The organism is Erythrobacter sp. SD-21 (assembly GCF_000181515.1).
In the GTDB taxonomy this organism is placed as follows: Bacteria; Pseudomonadota; Alphaproteobacteria; order Sphingomonadales; family Sphingomonadaceae; genus Qipengyuania.
In genome coordinates this window covers 33,867-47,828 of the sequence record NZ_ABCG01000010.1, presented here as the reverse complement: position 1 = coordinate 47,828, position 13,962 = coordinate 33,867, and the positions used below count along the sequence as shown (strand labels likewise).

Here is a 13,962-nt window from a genome sequence, read left to right as displayed (position 1 = left end):
CGATGGATATGGACCGCACGATTCACGAACAGGTTGTCGAAGACCTCTATGCCGAAGCGCTTGCGCTAGCGGACGAGGCGCGCGCCGTGTTCGACCTCCGCGACGAGGCGAGCCATGACAACACGCCCGACGAAGTGCGTATCGCGCTTTCCATCGAAGGGCTGCGCACCACAACGCGGGTGATGCATGTCCTGGCATGGTTGCTCAACCAGCGCGCTTATCACGCGGGCGAGCTGACCAAGCTGCAATTGCTGCGCCACGGGACGCTAGGCGAAGAACGCCCCTCCGACCCGGCGAACATGGAAAAGCTGGAACTGGCAACCCGCGCGCTGATCCGCGACACCGAGCGGCTCCACGCCCGCGTCGCGCGGCTCGACGAAGAACAGCGCCAGATCGAAAGCGCGAAAGACCCGGTCAGCGACATGCAGGGCCGCATCGCGCAGGCTTTCGCCGGCCGTTAAGCGACCGATAGAGCGCGGGCGTAGCGCGCCAGCCGGTCCTTCCTAACCTCTTCTGCCATATCCGGGGTGAACACCCGCGTTTCGCCGCGCATAGCCTGCGCAGCCTCTTCCAGCGACGCATAAATCCCCGCGCCCACGCTGGCGCAAATCGCTGCGCCCAGCGCAGTGGTCTCGACGAAATCGGGACGCTCGACTTCGAGATCCAGAATATCGGCAAGGTCTTGCGCCATCCATTCATTCGCGCTCATCCCGCCATCGATCTTGAGGCTGGTCCAGGCCGCGCCGTCGCCGGCAAAGGCGGTCGCGAGGTCGTGCGTCTGATGCGCCATGGCCTCCAGTGCTGCGCGGGCAATCTGCGCCCGTCCGCTGGCGAAACTGAGACCTGAGATCACGCCTCGCGCATCGGGCTTCCAGTGCGGCGCGCCAAGCCCGGCCAGCGCAGGCACGATCACCACCTCGCCGCTGTCCTCGATGGAGCGCGCCAGTTCTTCCGTCTCCGCCGCGCTGCCGATCAGGCCGAGCTGGTCGCGCAGGTACTGGACGAGGCTACCGGCTACGAAGCAGGCGCCTTCCAGCGCATAAGTCCGCGTGCCGCTCGACTGGTGCAGCACCGTGCCGAGCAGGCGATGTTCGGAGCGCGGGATGTTCTGCCCCTTATTGGTCAGGACGAAGGCCCCGGTGCCATAGGTCGCCTTGGTTTCCCCGAAGGAGAGGCAGCCTTGACCGATCGTGGCCGATTGCTGGTCGCCCACCAGCCCCGAGATCGGAATCGCCCGTCCCAGCCACTCGGCCCCGCATTCGGCAAGCCGGCCATGCGTGTCGACGACCTTGGGAAGGCTGGCGGCCGGCACGCCGAAAAGCTCGCACAGCCCAGCGTCGAACTGCGCGCCGTCGAGCGCGAGCAGCAGCGTCCGGCTAGCGTTGCTGGCGTCGCTTACATGGGTGCCGCCCGACAGCTTGTAGACCAGCCAACTCTCGACTGTGCCGAAGGCCAGACGCCCTTCGTCGGATGCGCGCTTCACGCGTTCGTCGTGGTCGAGCAGCCAACGCATCTTGGTGCCGGAAAAATAGGGATCGAGCAGGAGGCCGGTGCGCTTTTGCACCTCGGCCTCGTGCCCCACGTCCTTCAACCGCGCGCAGAAATCGGCCGTGCGCCGGTCCTGCCACACGATTGCGCGCGCCAGCGGCTCGCCTGTCTCGCGGTCCCATGCGACCACGGTTTCGCGCTGGTTGGTGATCCCGATGGCCGCGATGGCCTCTGCGCCATCGCCGACCGCCTCGCGCATGCAGGCGAGCGTCTTGTCCCATATCTCGGCCGCGTTGTGCTCGACCCAGCCGGGCCTGGGGTAATGCTGCGTCAGTTCCGCCTGCGCAACGCGTTCCATGCATCCCGCTGCATCAAAAACCATCGCCCGTGTCGAAGTCGTCCCCGCGTCGAGGACCAGAATTTTCTCTCCCATGCGCTCCTCCCTATCGACAAGCCGCGCCATTCGCTACAGGCTTGGCCCATGGCAGGCCCTCCCCCCAAACCCTGGCCCACGGGCGAAGCGATGCAACTGGAACCGCTGGTCCGCCGCGTGCTCGCGCCCAATCCCTCGCCCTATACCTATACGGGCACGCAGAGCTATATCGTCGGCATCAGCGATGGCTGCGCGGTGATCGATCCCGGCCCGGACGAAAAGGAGCACCTGCTCGCGCTCGACGCCGCCATCGGCGAGGAACACGTCTGCGCAATTATGTGCACGCACACCCACCGCGATCACTCGCCCGCCGCCAAGACCCTTGCGGCAAGAACCGGCGCGCCCATCGTCGGCTGCGCGCCCCTGGTGCTCGACGATAGCGGTCCGCGTGCCGATGCCAGTTTCGACCGGACCTACGAACCCGACCGGGTGATGGAGGATGGCGAGGCGATGACCGGCCCTGGCTGGACTCTGCGCGCCGTGGCGACACCGGGCCATGTCTCCAACCATTTGTGTTTCGCGCTGGAAGAGAGCGGCGCGGTCTTTACCGGCGACCATGTGATGGGCTGGTCGACCAGTGTGGTGGTCCCGCCCGATGGCGACATGGCGGACTATATGGCCAGCCTCGAAAAGCTCTACGCGCGCGAGCAGGATACGGTCTATTATCCCGCCCATGGCGAGGCGATCCACAAGCCGCGCCAGCTTGTGCGCGGGATGATCGGCCACCGCCGCCAGCGAGAGAACCAGATACTGCGCCACCTTGCCGAAGGTCCGCACGAGGCAGCCGATTTCGTGCCCAAGATGTACAAGGGTCTGGACGAGCGCCTGCACGGGGCGGCGAAAATGTCGGTCACCGCCCATCTCATCGATCTGGAACGCCGCGGCATAGTGCGGCGTTCAGGCGATATATGGCAGATGATCTGAACGAGCGCGCGAACCAGGCCCACCCGAAGGCGGAACGAAGTCCTTCGCTCGCCCGCGTGCAGGCGGTTCCGTGGTTGATCGCCATAATGCTCTTCGCGCTCGCCGCATGGCTTGGCTGGCGCGCCTTCATCTACAAGGAGGAAGGCGATCCGGTGGCCAGCGCCATGCTCGCTTTCGAGAAGCAGAATTCGCTGACCGTTTTCTCCAGCCGCTTCGAAGTGGTCGCCGAAAGCGTCGACCGTCGCGGCGTGCTGAATATCGATTTGCTCGAAAGCCGCCAGGCCTCGGTCATCCCGGCGACGGTCGAATACCGGCTTGACCTCAGCAGCATGGACAGCGACCGCCTCACTTGGGACGAGGATAGCGAGACTTTGGGCGTGGTCCTCCCCGCCCTTAAGATTTCGCGCCCCAATCTCGACGAAGGCGCGGCCAAGACCTTCACCGAAGGAACCTATGTCAGCCGCGACGCCAGTGCGGACCTCGCCCGCAACAATTCGCAGCAGGCCGAGCGCAAGGCCGCTGCTTTTGCCAAGAACCCGCAAGTGCTCGCCATGGCGCGCGAGGCTGCGAAGGAGGCGGTGCGGCAGAACCTAGCCATCCCGCTGCAGGTGGCGGGGTACGGCGATGTCACCGTCGACGTGCGTTTCGATGGGGAAGCCGCACCCGAATAGCTTGCGCCTGTATTGACCTTCCCGCCATCCCGCACGATAGTCCGGCCATAACAAAAGACATCATGGTCGCTCGTTCCTGGGGGGGAGTTTACGAGAATGGCTACTAACGCCGCCGCGCCGCATGACACCGCAATCCGCGGAAATACGCGCTTTTTCACCATCATGGCCTTTGTGATGAGCTTCATCATCGTGGCCGGTTTCGTGGTCAACCTGGCCTTCGCACGCTCGAGCTTCGACGTGCCCTGGCCCTATCATGTCCACGGTATCATCTTCATGTCCTGGCTCGGCATCTATTGCGGCCAGCATGTCACCGCCTCGACCGACAACTGGTCGCTGCACGCGAAATTCGGCAAGATCGCCTATCTCTGGGTCCCGCTGATGGTCATCGCGGGCACGATGATCATGATCGTCGTCGCACGGCGCACGGGCGGCCCGTTCTTCTTTCATGTCAGCGAGTTCCTGTGGAGCAACACCTTGCTCGTCTGGCTCTTCGGCGGCCTGACCTTCTGGGCCCTCATGCGCCGCCGCTACACCGGCTGGCACCGGCGGCTGATGCTGTGCGGCATGGCAATCCTGACCGGTCCCGGTCTAGGACGCCTGCTGCCCCTGCCGCTGATGATCCCCAATTCCTGGCTCATCACGACCATCGTCACCATGATTTTCCCGGTGATCGGCATGATCGTCGACAAGCGCAAGCTGGGCCGCGTCCACCCGGCCTACTGGTGGGGTCTCGGGCTCTACATCGCGGTGTTCACCGTCTCGATGCTGATCGCCTTTTCCTCGTTCGGCATTGCCGTGACCGAGCAGGTCATTGCCGGAACATCGGGCGCAGAGCGCCCGATGGAGGCGTTCCTGCCACCCGGTTTCACCATGTAATCAGAAGTCGGGGCAAGGAACCCCCTCGCCTCGCCACCCGTTAAGTCTATAAGCGCTCACAAAGCCAACTGACGGGACAAACAATGACCGCCGAAACCAGCCTTCCGACCGGCGAAGACCTCCTCGCCGCCATCGATCGCCTCCGTAAGGAGAAGAACGCGATCATCCTCGCACATTACTACCAGAGCGCGCAGATCCAGGATCTTGCCGATTTCGTGGGCGACAGCCTCGAACTCAGCCGCAAGGCAGCTGAAACCGATGCCGACGTGATCGCCTTTTGCGGCGTGAAATTCATGGCCGACACAGCCAAAATCCTTAGTCCTGAGAAAATCGTCGTTCTGCCCGACATGGATGCCGGCTGCAGTCTCGAAGACAGTTGCCCGCCTGAAAAGTTCAAGGCTTTCCGCGAAAAGCATCCCGATCATATCGCGTTGACCTACATAAATTGTTCGACCGAGGTGAAAGCGCTTTCCGACATCATCGTCACCTCTTCCAGCGCCGAGACCATCATCAGCCAAATTCCCGAAGACCAGAAAATCATCTTCGGCCCCGACCGTCATCTGGGCAGTTACATGAGCCGCAAGTTCGGCCGCGAGATGCTGCTGTGGCCGGGCGTTTGCATCGTGCACGAGGCCTTCAGCGAGACCGAGCTCCTGAAGCTGAAGGCGCAGCACCCCGACGCCCCGATCGCCGCGCATCCCGAATGCCCGCCAACCATCGTCGAGCATTCCGATTACGTCGGCTCGACAAGCGGCATCTTGCAATTTGCAGAAACGTTTGAAGGCGACACGCTCATCGTCGCGACCGAGCCGCACATCATCCACCAGATGGAAAAGGCGCTGCCCGAAAAGACCTTCATCGGCGCGCCCGGAGCGGACGGCAACTGCAGCTGCAACATCTGCCCCTATATGGCGCTGAACACACTGGAGAAGCTCTACAAGTGTCTCGACACGCTTAAGCCGCGCATTGAAATCGAGGAAGGGCTACGGTTGAAAGCCAAGCAGAGCCTCGACCGGATGCTCGAAATGGCCAGCGGGACGATTGGCGGAGGCGATTTGGGCCGGGTTTGATGCCGAAATATCAAGTTCGGTTAGAGGGCCGAGATTTCCCAGCGCGTCTTTCCGACGACGGGAAGTGCCTTGGCTTCTTCACCACGCGCGTGGTCGAGGCTGATGATGCGGAGGCTGCTGAATGTCTCGCTGTCAATCTTGTGCGCGATGAACTCTGGGACTTAGTCGGACGGCCCCAAGAGGGCGATTCCACCTCGATGATCGCACTGGACGACATTTCGATTGTCGATGACCAGTCGGATGATGGCCCTGGTCACGGCTTCACATGGTTTCCGATAGACGAGGAAGAGTAGGCAACCCTTCCCCACCCTGCGCGTTATCCCCCTGTCCGCAATCGTAGGGGAAATGCGCGCTTTGGCTGCAACGGGGCCACTCAAAGGAATTCGCGACTGGGTGATTCACCGGCTGGTGGCCAATTACTGGTCGCTGCCGCTGGTCGCCGTGATCGCAGCGCCGCTGGTGGGGACGCTGGTGCTGTGGGCCGACCGCGCCTTTGCCGGGCGCTGGCTCTTCGAGCACGGCATCACCCTGCTTGTCGCGGGCGACACGGCGCAGGACCTCGCCATTGCCGTGGTCGGGGTGAATGTCGCCCTCCTGACGCTCTACTGGTCGGTCACGCTGATCGTGCTGACGCTGGCCACGGGCAATCTCGGCGTACGGCTAGTGGATCGCTGGCTCGACAAGGGGCTGGTGCGCCTGTCGATGGCCGGGCTGACTTTCTGCCTCATGTTCTCGATCATCGTGCTGATGCGCGTCGATCCCGAAGCGCCCTTGGCGCAAATGCCCCATTTCGCGCTGACCACGATGTTGGCCCTCGAGCTCGTCAACATCGCTATGCTGGGCGTTGCCATCCACGATCTGGGACGCACCATGTTCGTCGACCGTTCGATCGCGCATCTCGGCGCCGATGCGGGCAGCGTGGCGATCCCGATCATCGAGGGCGAGCCTTTCGACGGCGAGTGGCAAATGACCATCCCCTCCAGGCGCGAAGGCTATATCGAAGGCATCGACTTGGCCGCCATCGCGGAGGAACTGGGCGACGACCAAGGGGCCGTGCGCTTCTGCGCCGCTCCCGGCCAGCACGTGATGGAAGGCGAACCGCTGGTGCGCTTTGCCACGGCCAACCCGGACGAAGACTGCATTTACAAGGCCATACCCATCGGCGAATTCCGTTCCTCCGTGCAGTCGACCGTCTATCAGGTACGCCTGCTGGTCGAGGTCGCCGCGCGGGCGCTGTCGCCGGGCATCAACGATTTTTACTCCGCCATCGCCTGCGCCGACCAGCTCGCCGCGGCGATTTCCGGCAACGCCAGCCTCTGGGTCGAGGACGGAAAGGTAGCAGCTTGGAAGGACGCGCCGCGCTTCGAATTGCCGGGCCAGGACTTTCGCGGCCTTTTCGGCGCCCCGCTTAATCATTTCCGGCAGGCGGCGGCCGACTATCCCTCCGTTTCGATTCGCACGATCGACAATTACGCCCGGCTCTGCGCGCTCATGGCGCAGCAGGACTGTCCCGCCGGCCTGCTGCGCTACCTGCGCCAATGCGCCGAGGAACTGCGCGACCACGCTATGGCGAACGCCGAGCAGGAGATCGACCGGCGCGACATCGCCGAGGCGTTTTCCCAGTTCGACCAGCCACCCTCCAGCCTGAAGCGTGTCGCATGACCGCACGCCTTAAAGCGATCTGGGCGAGCGTAAACGCCAGCTACTGGTTTCTGCCCGCGCTGTTTTCGCTGGCCGCCCTGTTGCTGGCCAGTCTGACGATCTATCTCGACCGCAGCGGCTGGGCCGATTTCCTCAACGATGTCACCTGGCTCCAACCCGCCCGACCCGACGGGGCGAGCAATATGCTCACTGTCATTGCCGGCACGATGATGGGCGTCGCTTCCACCGTCTTCTCGATCACAATCGCCGCGGTCGCCTATGCCAGCGGCAATTACGGACCGCGCCTCCTCACCAATTTCATGGAGGATCGTGGCAACCAGTTCAGCCTGGCGACCTTCATCGGCACTTTCGTCTATTCGATCACCGTCCTGCGCACGGTGCGCGGCGAGGACGAGCGGCCCTCGAACATCGAAGACGCGGTGGCCTCCGCCCTGCCGGGCTTCGTGCCGCAACTGTCCCTGCTGGTCGCCTTCGGGCTGATGCTGCTGAGCGTGGCGGTGCTGGTCTATTTCCTCAACCACATCCCTTCCTCGATCCGGGTGAACAACGTGCTCAAGGGCATCGGCGCACGCTTGCTCGAGGAAATCGAGGAACTTTTCCCCGAGGACAACACGGGCGGACGCGCGCATTCGGCGCCTGACGGCAAGGCCATCACTGCGCGCGACACCGGCTATGTGCAGGCAATTGCCTTCAAATCGCTGGAGGAGCTGGCGAAGCGCGAGAACGGCAAGCTCAAACTGGCCGTGCGCACCGGCGACTTCGTCCATCCCGAAGTCACAATCGCCTATTGGGCGGAAATGGACGTGGTCGAAGATTGCCCCGATGACGAGGTGCGCGCCGCCTTCACGCTCGGATCGATGCGCACGCCGAGCCAGGATATGCAGTTCCTGATCGACGAGCTGGCAGAGATCGGCCTTCGCGCCCTCTCACCTGGCATCAACGACCCTTTCACCGCCGTGACTGCGGTCCACTGGCTGGGCGCGGCAACCGCGGAACTGGCGCGGCGCAATTTGACGCGCAGCTATGCGCAAGAGGATGAGGAGCCGCATCTCATCCTGCTGGAAGACGATTTCGCGCATTTCGTCGCGCGCGGTTTCGGCGCGATGCGCAGCGGCGTGGCGACCAACCGGATTGCTGCGCTGGTGACCTTCGACGCGCTGATCGATGCAACCTCGACGCTCGACGACGAGACCCGTCGCGCCATCATCATGCAGGAGGGCGACCTCCTCGCACAGCAGGCACGCGAGCACCTCGTCGGCCCTGAGCTCGAAGCCGTCGAAGCGCGATACCAGCAGTTCCTCAATCGGGTCGAGCGTTAGGCACACGTGCAGGCGGCGCCGTGCGCGCCAGCAGCAGGGCTGCGGCCAGAAGCGCCATGCCAAGTACGTCCAATGGCACCAGCCTCTCGCCGAAAACGAACCAGCCGACTGTTGCCGCCACCGCCGGCTGGGTCAGCAGGGCCATGCCGATGATCAGCGGCGGGAAGTGCTTGAGCGAATAGACCAGCAGGCCCTGCCCGATGAACTGGCTCGACAGCGCCAGCAGCAGCACCGGCGTCCAGCCCGCTTCGCCCGGCCAGACCGGCTCTCCCGCCGCGACCGCCATGCCCAGCAGCAGCGGCGACGCAACGAGGCACACCAGCAGCAGCACGCTCCACTGCCCCAGCACGCCTCGCGCCTTTTGCGCGGGCAGCAGGTAAAAGGCGTAGCAGAGCCCTGCAAAGAGGCAGAAAAGGTCGCCCACGAAGGTCGCAGTCGAGATCTCGAGGCTGCGCCCCAGCAGGATCGCCGCGCCGGCCAACGCGGCCAGCACGCCCGCGCTTTCGCGGCCGGAGGGCGCACGGCGCAGGGCGATGAGGCCCCAAAGCATGAGGATCACGCTTCCGGAATTGCCGAACAGCACCGCGTTGCCGAGCCGCGTCTCTTCGATCCCGACGTGCCAGGTGGCGATGTCGAGCGCGAAGAACACGCCCGCCACGATGGCCAGCAAAGCGAGCCGCCTGTCGAACGGTCCGGGCGCGCGGCCTCTCCACGCAAGGAAGGCAATCAACGGGATCGGGAGGAACAGCCGCCAGAAACCGGCCGACACTGGCCCCGTATCGGCAAGCCGCACCAGCCAGGGCCCGAGCGCCAGCGCGACATTGCCCGCGATCAGGGCGGCAAAGTGCCAGGCGCTGGCCTGAAAGCCATTCTTGTCCGCCGCGGTGCTTGTCTCGCCCATGACCGCCCCCTAGCTCTTGGGCCACACAAGGCAAAGGAAACCACCTTCCATGCACGAAAAACTGCTCGAACCGCTCACTCTCGGCGCCATCGAGGCGAAGAACCGGATCTTCATGGCCCCGCTCACTCGTGGCCGCTCGACCCAGCCCGGCTCGGTCCCGAACGAGATGATGGCGACCTATTACCGCCAGCGTGCGGGCGCCGGCCTGACCATTTCCGAAGCCACCGGTATTAGCGTCGAAGGCCTCGGCTGGCCCGCCGCGCCGGGGATCTGGAGCGATGCGCAGACCGAGGGCTGGAAGCCTGTCACCGAAGCCGTGCATGAGGAAGGAGGCAAGATCGTCCTCCAGATGTGGCACATGGGCCGCCTCGTCCATCCCGATTTCCTCGGCGGCATTCCGCCGGTTTCGGCCAGCGCCACCAAGGCACCGGGTCACGCGCACACTTTCGAAGGGCGCAAGGATTACGAGCAGGCGCGCGAGCTTTCGAATGGCGAGATCGCCCGCGTGGTCGAGGATTACCGCCACGCCGCCGAAAACGCGAAAAAGGCCGGTTTCGACGGCATCCAGCTCCACGGCGCGAATGGCTACCTCGTCGACCAGTTCCTGCGCGACAGCACGAACCTGCGCGAAGATGACTACGGAGGTAGCCCCGAAAACCGCACCCGTTTCCTGCGCGAAGTCCTGACCGCGCTGGTCGATGTTTGGGGCGCGGACCGAGTGGGCGTGCGCCTCTCGCCCAATGGCGAAACGCAGGGCTGCGACGACAGCGACCCGCCCGCCACCTTCGGCGCGGCGGCAAAGGTCGTCGAAGACCTTGGCCTGGCCTTCCTCGAACTGCGCGAACCCGGCCCCGAAGGCACCTTCGGTTCAACCGAAGTGCCAAAGCAGAGCCCGCTGATCCGCAAGGCCTATTCCGGTCCGCTGATCCTCAACAGCGACTACACGCCCGAACAGGCCGTGGCCGATATCGAAGCCGACCGCTGCGACGCCGTGAGCTGGGGCCGCGACTTCATTTCCAACCCCGACCTGCCCGAACGCTTCCGACTGGGCGCCCAGTTGCAGCCCAATGTCAACGTGCCGCAAAGCTGGTACCTTCCGGGCCCCGAAGGCTACATCGATTACCCGATGCTAACCAACCAGGTCGATATTGCGGCGGGATGATTCGCACCTGATCTGCGGGCGCGTGCATCCGGCTTGAGGAGATGTATCGCATGCGCTCGTGGCTTCTGGTCCCGGCGGACAAGGAAAAGGCGCTTAAGGAAGCAAGCCTCGCGCGCGCCGACGTCGTCGTGCTCGATATGGCCCGCGCCGCGAGCGACGAGGCCAAGCTCCACACGCGCCTCACCGTCCGCGACTGGCTGATGTCGCACCGCCAGCAGGTCACCTCCTCACGCGCCTTTTCGCGCTGGGTCCGGATCGGCCCCGTGTCGAGCCCCCAGTGGCGCAGCGATATTGAGGCGGCGCTGGAAGGCGCGCCCGATGGGGTGATGCTGGCCGAATGCAGCCATATCGAGGAGGTGAAGAACCTCGCCGCAGCGCTCTACGAACTCGAGGGCCGTGCAGGGATTCGCGCGAACAGCACGCGGATTGTGCCCGAACTGGGCGCCAGTCCGGTCGCGGCGCTGGCTCTGCGAGCCTTTGCCGAGGAACTGCACCCGCGTGTTTCGGGCCTGACCTGGGATCCGGCGGCGCTCGGCCGCTCGCTCGGCGCACGGCGGATGCGTGGTCCCGGCGGCCTGTGGACCGATCCGCTGGCGATGGTCCGCGCGCAGGTCCTTCTTGCCGCCCATGCGCAGGGTCTGGAAGTGCTGGAAGCGCCGTTCCGCGATCGCCGCGACGAGGAGGGGGCAGCGCGCGCCTATGCCGCCGCGCGGGCGGACGGGTTCACCGGCATGCTCGCTATCCATCCCTCGCAGATCGAAGGCATCAACGCGGCCTTCCGGCCGACCTCCGACGAAATCGCCGAAGCGCGAGAGATCGTCGGCCTTTTCGCGCTCAACCCGAACGCCGGCCAGGTCGGCTTTCGCGGGCGCCATGTCGGGCAAAAGGAACTGGCACAGGCCAAGGCCTTGCTCGGCGAGGAATAAGCGACCTATTCGCCGGACGTGTCGTCTTCCGGCGCGGGCTCTTCCGCCGCAGCGGGGGGCGTTTCTTCGGCCGGCTCGGCAGCCGCGGCAGGTTCGGCGGGTGACGCCGCCTCCCCGCCAGTCTCCCCGGCCCCGCCCGCTTGCGACGGCGATTGCGAGGTCACCGTGTCGAGCGGCAGCATGTCGTCGCTGATCGTACCGCCGAGAACTTCGCCGCGCGCATCGAGATTTTCCTCCGTGCCTTGCGGGGTTTCGGCCTGTTCGCCGCAGGCCGACAGCGCGACGCAGCAGGCTGCGACAAGCAGCGAACGGATCGGGGGTTTGCGAATCAGGGGAGACATGCGGGTTTTCCTTCGAGCGCGGAAAGGAAATCGCCCGCGCGGTTCATCAACGCCTTATCGAACTCAGGCGGCGCGATGTCGAGGCCGAGCTTGGCAAGGCTCGTCACGCCGAATTCCTCGATCCCGCAGGGCACGATGCCGGTGAAATGCGAGAGGTCCGGCGCGATGTTGACGCTGAAACCGTGCATGGTCACCCAGCGCCGCACGCGCACGCCGATCGCACCGATCTTGGCCTCGCGCCCGTCCACATCGCGCGTCCAGATGCCGATCCGCCCCTCGCTGCGCCAACATTCGACGCCGAGATCGCCGAGCGTGGCGATAACCCAGCCTTCCACCGAATGGACGAAACAGCGCACGTCCCGGCCGCGGGCCTTCAGGTCCAGCATGAGATAGCCGATCCGCTGGCCGGGCCCGTGATAGGTGTACCGCCCACCGCGCCCCGCTTCGACCACTTCGAAACGCGGGTCGAGCAGTTCGGCACCATGCGCGCTGGTCCCGGCGGTGTAGACCGGCGGATGTTCGAGCAGCCAGACCATTTCCTTCGCCTCGCCCTCGGCAATCGCGCGGTTGCGCGCTTCCATCTCGGCTAGCGCCTCGCGATAGGGGACCTGCCCCTCCTCGCGGCGGTATTCGATCGTTTCGGGGAGTTCGGCGGTCATCGGCGATTGCGTGGCGATTGTGCGTGCGCTTATCAAGACCCAACGATAAGGGACCCCATGATGAAATTCGATCTCGACACAGGATGGCGCGACGTGAAAAGCCTCGCATCGGAAAACCGCACGCTGCTGACGTCCATCGCGGGGATGTTTATCTTTATCCCGCTTGCGGTTGCACTGATCCTGCTACCAACCATTGCAGAAGTCCCCCAACCACCGGAAGGGGCGGACATGGAAGCAGTGTCGAAGGCGATGTCTGCCTTCTACGCGGAAACCTGGTGGGTGCTGATCATAGTCCTTGCGATCGTCACCACAGGACAATTGGCCATGCTGGCACTACTCGAGCGCAAACCGAACCCGACCGTTGGCGAGGCTATCGGCGTTGCCGGCAAAGCGCTCTTTCCTGCGCTGCTTACGCTGTTCATGCAGTCCCTCCTAGTGCAGCTGGCAATGGGTTTAATTGTCGCGGCCACGACGCTTACCGGCCTTGGCGCGCTGGGCTTTTTCGGCGTGATCGCCGCGCTTGTGCTGGGGTGGTATCTGACGACCCGCTTCTCCCTGATTTTGCCGATCATTGCCGGAGAGGGGCAATTGAACCCCATCGCAGTGCTCGGGTCATCATGGCGCCGCACCAAGGGCAATGGCGGCCGCCTGCTTGCTTTCTACCTGCTGGTCGGACTTGCCCTTGCGATTTGCGCCTTTGTTGCGCTCATGCTTTCCGCTGTCGTTCTGGCGCTGTTTGGCCAAGCGATCGCGCAAACTGGCGGTGTCATCGTCGCCGCCTTTCTGATTGCGATCGGGGTGGCAATCTTCACCCTTGTGCTAGCGGCGGCGCACCGCCAACTCCTGCGGCTCGAGCGTGGGCGCAACCCTGCGGCCTAGGCAGCAGGGTTCTTCGGCTCCTTCCAACCCCAGAAGAGCTGGCAGGGAAGGACGTTGAGCGGTTCGAAACCGCTTTCGATCCGCTCGAAATTGCGCGCCATGTAATCGCGCGCCCTGGCCGAGAACTGGTAGACCAGAAACGCGCCGCCCGGGCGGATCACGCGATAGGTCGCATCGGCAATGGCCGGCCCCACGTTCTCAGGCAGGGTCGAGAACGGCAGGCCGGAAAGCACGTAGTCTGCGTTCTCGTGCCCATGCGCCTCGACGATCGCCTCCACATCGGCAGCGGAGCCGTGGACCGCGCTGAAGCGGCTGTCACGGAAATGCTTCTTCAAATAGTCGATATAGAGCGGGTTCGTGTCGATCACGATCAGCTGCCCGTCACGCGGCAGACGGTCGAGCACGGCCTGGCAGAAGGTGCCGACGCCCGGCCCGTATTCGACGAAAACCTTGCACTCGTCCCACTTCACCCGTTCCAGCATCTTGCGGATGGTGAAGCGCGAGGAGGGGATAATCGAACCGACCATGCGCGGCTCTTCGAGGAAGCCCTTGAAGAAGACGCCCCACTGGCCGAACAACCGCGCCGCGCGCTGCTTCATCGTGCGGCGCTCGATCGCACCCAAGCCTTGTTGACCGGACAACCCATTTCCT

16 protein-coding genes are annotated in these 13,962 nt (G+C 64.4%); 11 read left to right on the top strand and 5 right to left on the bottom strand.

All coding sequences use genetic code 11. The annotated features are described in order from the left end of the window. Positions 1-8: 8 nt before the first annotated feature. A complete protein-coding gene (locus ED21_RS13560; protein WP_233995769.1) occupies positions 9-461 on the top strand; it encodes a DUF1465 family protein in 453 nt (150 codons plus the stop codon). Here the strand turns inward: ED21_RS13560 and ED21_RS13555 are convergent. Then, positions 458-1,921 carry a glycerol kinase gene (locus ED21_RS13555; RefSeq protein ID WP_034922819.1) on the bottom strand — a complete coding sequence of 488 codons (1,464 nt, stop codon included), beginning with the start codon at positions 1,919-1,921 and terminating at the stop codon, positions 458-460. The genes ED21_RS13560 and ED21_RS13555 overlap by 4 nt on opposite strands. A gap of 48 nt (positions 1,922-1,969) precedes the next feature. On the opposite strand from ED21_RS13555, the gene ED21_RS13550 reads away from it, so the two are divergent. From ED21_RS13550 to ED21_RS13520, 7 genes are all read left to right on the top strand, one after another. Then, on the top strand, positions 1,970-2,845 hold the full coding sequence (locus ED21_RS13550; RefSeq protein WP_006834499.1) for an MBL fold metallo-hydrolase: 876 nt from the start codon (positions 1,970-1,972) through the stop codon (positions 2,843-2,845). Continuing rightward, a complete protein-coding gene (locus ED21_RS13545) occupies positions 2,830-3,516 on the top strand; it encodes a DUF4230 domain-containing protein (protein ID WP_006834498.1) in 687 nt (228 codons plus the stop codon). Before ED21_RS13550 ends, ED21_RS13545 begins: the two co-directional genes overlap by 16 nt. A 96-nt stretch (positions 3,517-3,612) precedes the next feature. After that, entirely contained in the window at positions 3,613-4,392 is a 780-nt protein-coding gene (locus ED21_RS13540) for a hypothetical protein (protein WP_006834497.1), read from the top strand. Between the two features lie 83 nt (positions 4,393-4,475). Then, positions 4,476-5,462, top strand: coding sequence for a quinolinate synthase NadA (nadA, locus tag ED21_RS13535; RefSeq protein ID WP_006834496.1), 987 nt, complete (start codon positions 4,476-4,478; stop codon positions 5,460-5,462). Next, positions 5,462-5,755: a hypothetical protein gene (locus ED21_RS13530; RefSeq protein ID WP_006834495.1), complete on the top strand. Its 294-nt coding sequence runs from the start codon at positions 5,462-5,464 to the stop codon at positions 5,753-5,755. The genes nadA and ED21_RS13530 overlap by 1 nt, the downstream gene beginning before the upstream one ends. Positions 5,756-5,807: 52 nt before the next feature. Next, the gene (locus tag ED21_RS13525; protein WP_083800470.1) at positions 5,808-7,124 is read left to right on the top strand and encodes a DUF2254 family protein; all 1,317 of its coding nucleotides are present in this window, start codon (positions 5,808-5,810) and stop codon (positions 7,122-7,124) included. Continuing rightward, positions 7,121-8,443 carry a DUF2254 domain-containing protein gene (locus ED21_RS13520; protein WP_006834493.1) on the top strand — a complete coding sequence of 441 codons (1,323 nt, stop codon included), beginning with the start codon at positions 7,121-7,123 and terminating at the stop codon, positions 8,441-8,443. The genes ED21_RS13525 and ED21_RS13520 overlap by 4 nt, the downstream gene beginning before the upstream one ends. Here the strand turns inward: ED21_RS13520 and ED21_RS13515 are convergent. After that, the gene (locus ED21_RS13515; protein ID WP_006834492.1) at positions 8,424-9,344 is read right to left on the bottom strand and encodes a DMT family transporter; all 921 of its coding nucleotides are present in this window, start codon (positions 9,342-9,344) and stop codon (positions 8,424-8,426) included. The two genes, ED21_RS13520 and ED21_RS13515, sit on opposite strands and share 20 nt — an antisense overlap. Positions 9,345-9,393: 49 nt before the next feature. Here ED21_RS13515 and ED21_RS13510 point away from each other — a divergent pair, with 49 nt between their 5' ends. Both ED21_RS13510 and ED21_RS13505 read left to right on the top strand, forming a co-directional pair. Further along, the gene (locus tag ED21_RS13510) at positions 9,394-10,506 is read left to right on the top strand and encodes an alkene reductase (protein WP_006834491.1); all 1,113 of its coding nucleotides are present in this window, start codon (positions 9,394-9,396) and stop codon (positions 10,504-10,506) included. 50 nt (positions 10,507-10,556) lie between these two features. Then, the gene (locus ED21_RS13505; RefSeq protein ID WP_198005867.1) at positions 10,557-11,432 is read left to right on the top strand and encodes a CoA ester lyase; all 876 of its coding nucleotides are present in this window, start codon (positions 10,557-10,559) and stop codon (positions 11,430-11,432) included. Positions 11,433-11,437: 5 nt separating this feature from the next. Here ED21_RS13505 and ED21_RS13500 read toward each other — a convergent pair whose 3' ends face one another. Continuing rightward, on the bottom strand, positions 11,438-11,773 hold the full coding sequence (locus ED21_RS13500) for a hypothetical protein (protein WP_006834489.1): 336 nt from the start codon (positions 11,771-11,773) through the stop codon (positions 11,438-11,440). Continuing rightward, positions 11,761-12,432, bottom strand: coding sequence for a lipoyl(octanoyl) transferase LipB (gene lipB / locus ED21_RS13495; RefSeq protein ID WP_006834488.1), 672 nt, complete (start codon positions 12,430-12,432; stop codon positions 11,761-11,763). The genes ED21_RS13500 and lipB overlap by 13 nt, the downstream gene beginning before the upstream one ends. Positions 12,433-12,489: 57 nt before the next feature. On the opposite strand from lipB, the gene ED21_RS13490 reads away from it, so the two are divergent. Next, positions 12,490-13,311: a hypothetical protein gene (locus tag ED21_RS13490; RefSeq protein WP_006834487.1), complete on the top strand. Its 822-nt coding sequence runs from the start codon at positions 12,490-12,492 to the stop codon at positions 13,309-13,311. Here ED21_RS13490 and ED21_RS13485 read toward each other — a convergent pair. Beyond that, on the bottom strand, positions 13,308-13,910 hold the full coding sequence (locus tag ED21_RS13485) for a class I SAM-dependent methyltransferase (RefSeq protein WP_050784784.1): 603 nt from the start codon (positions 13,908-13,910) through the stop codon (positions 13,308-13,310). The two genes, ED21_RS13490 and ED21_RS13485, sit on opposite strands and share 4 nt — an antisense overlap. Positions 13,911-13,962: the final 52 nt, after the last annotated feature.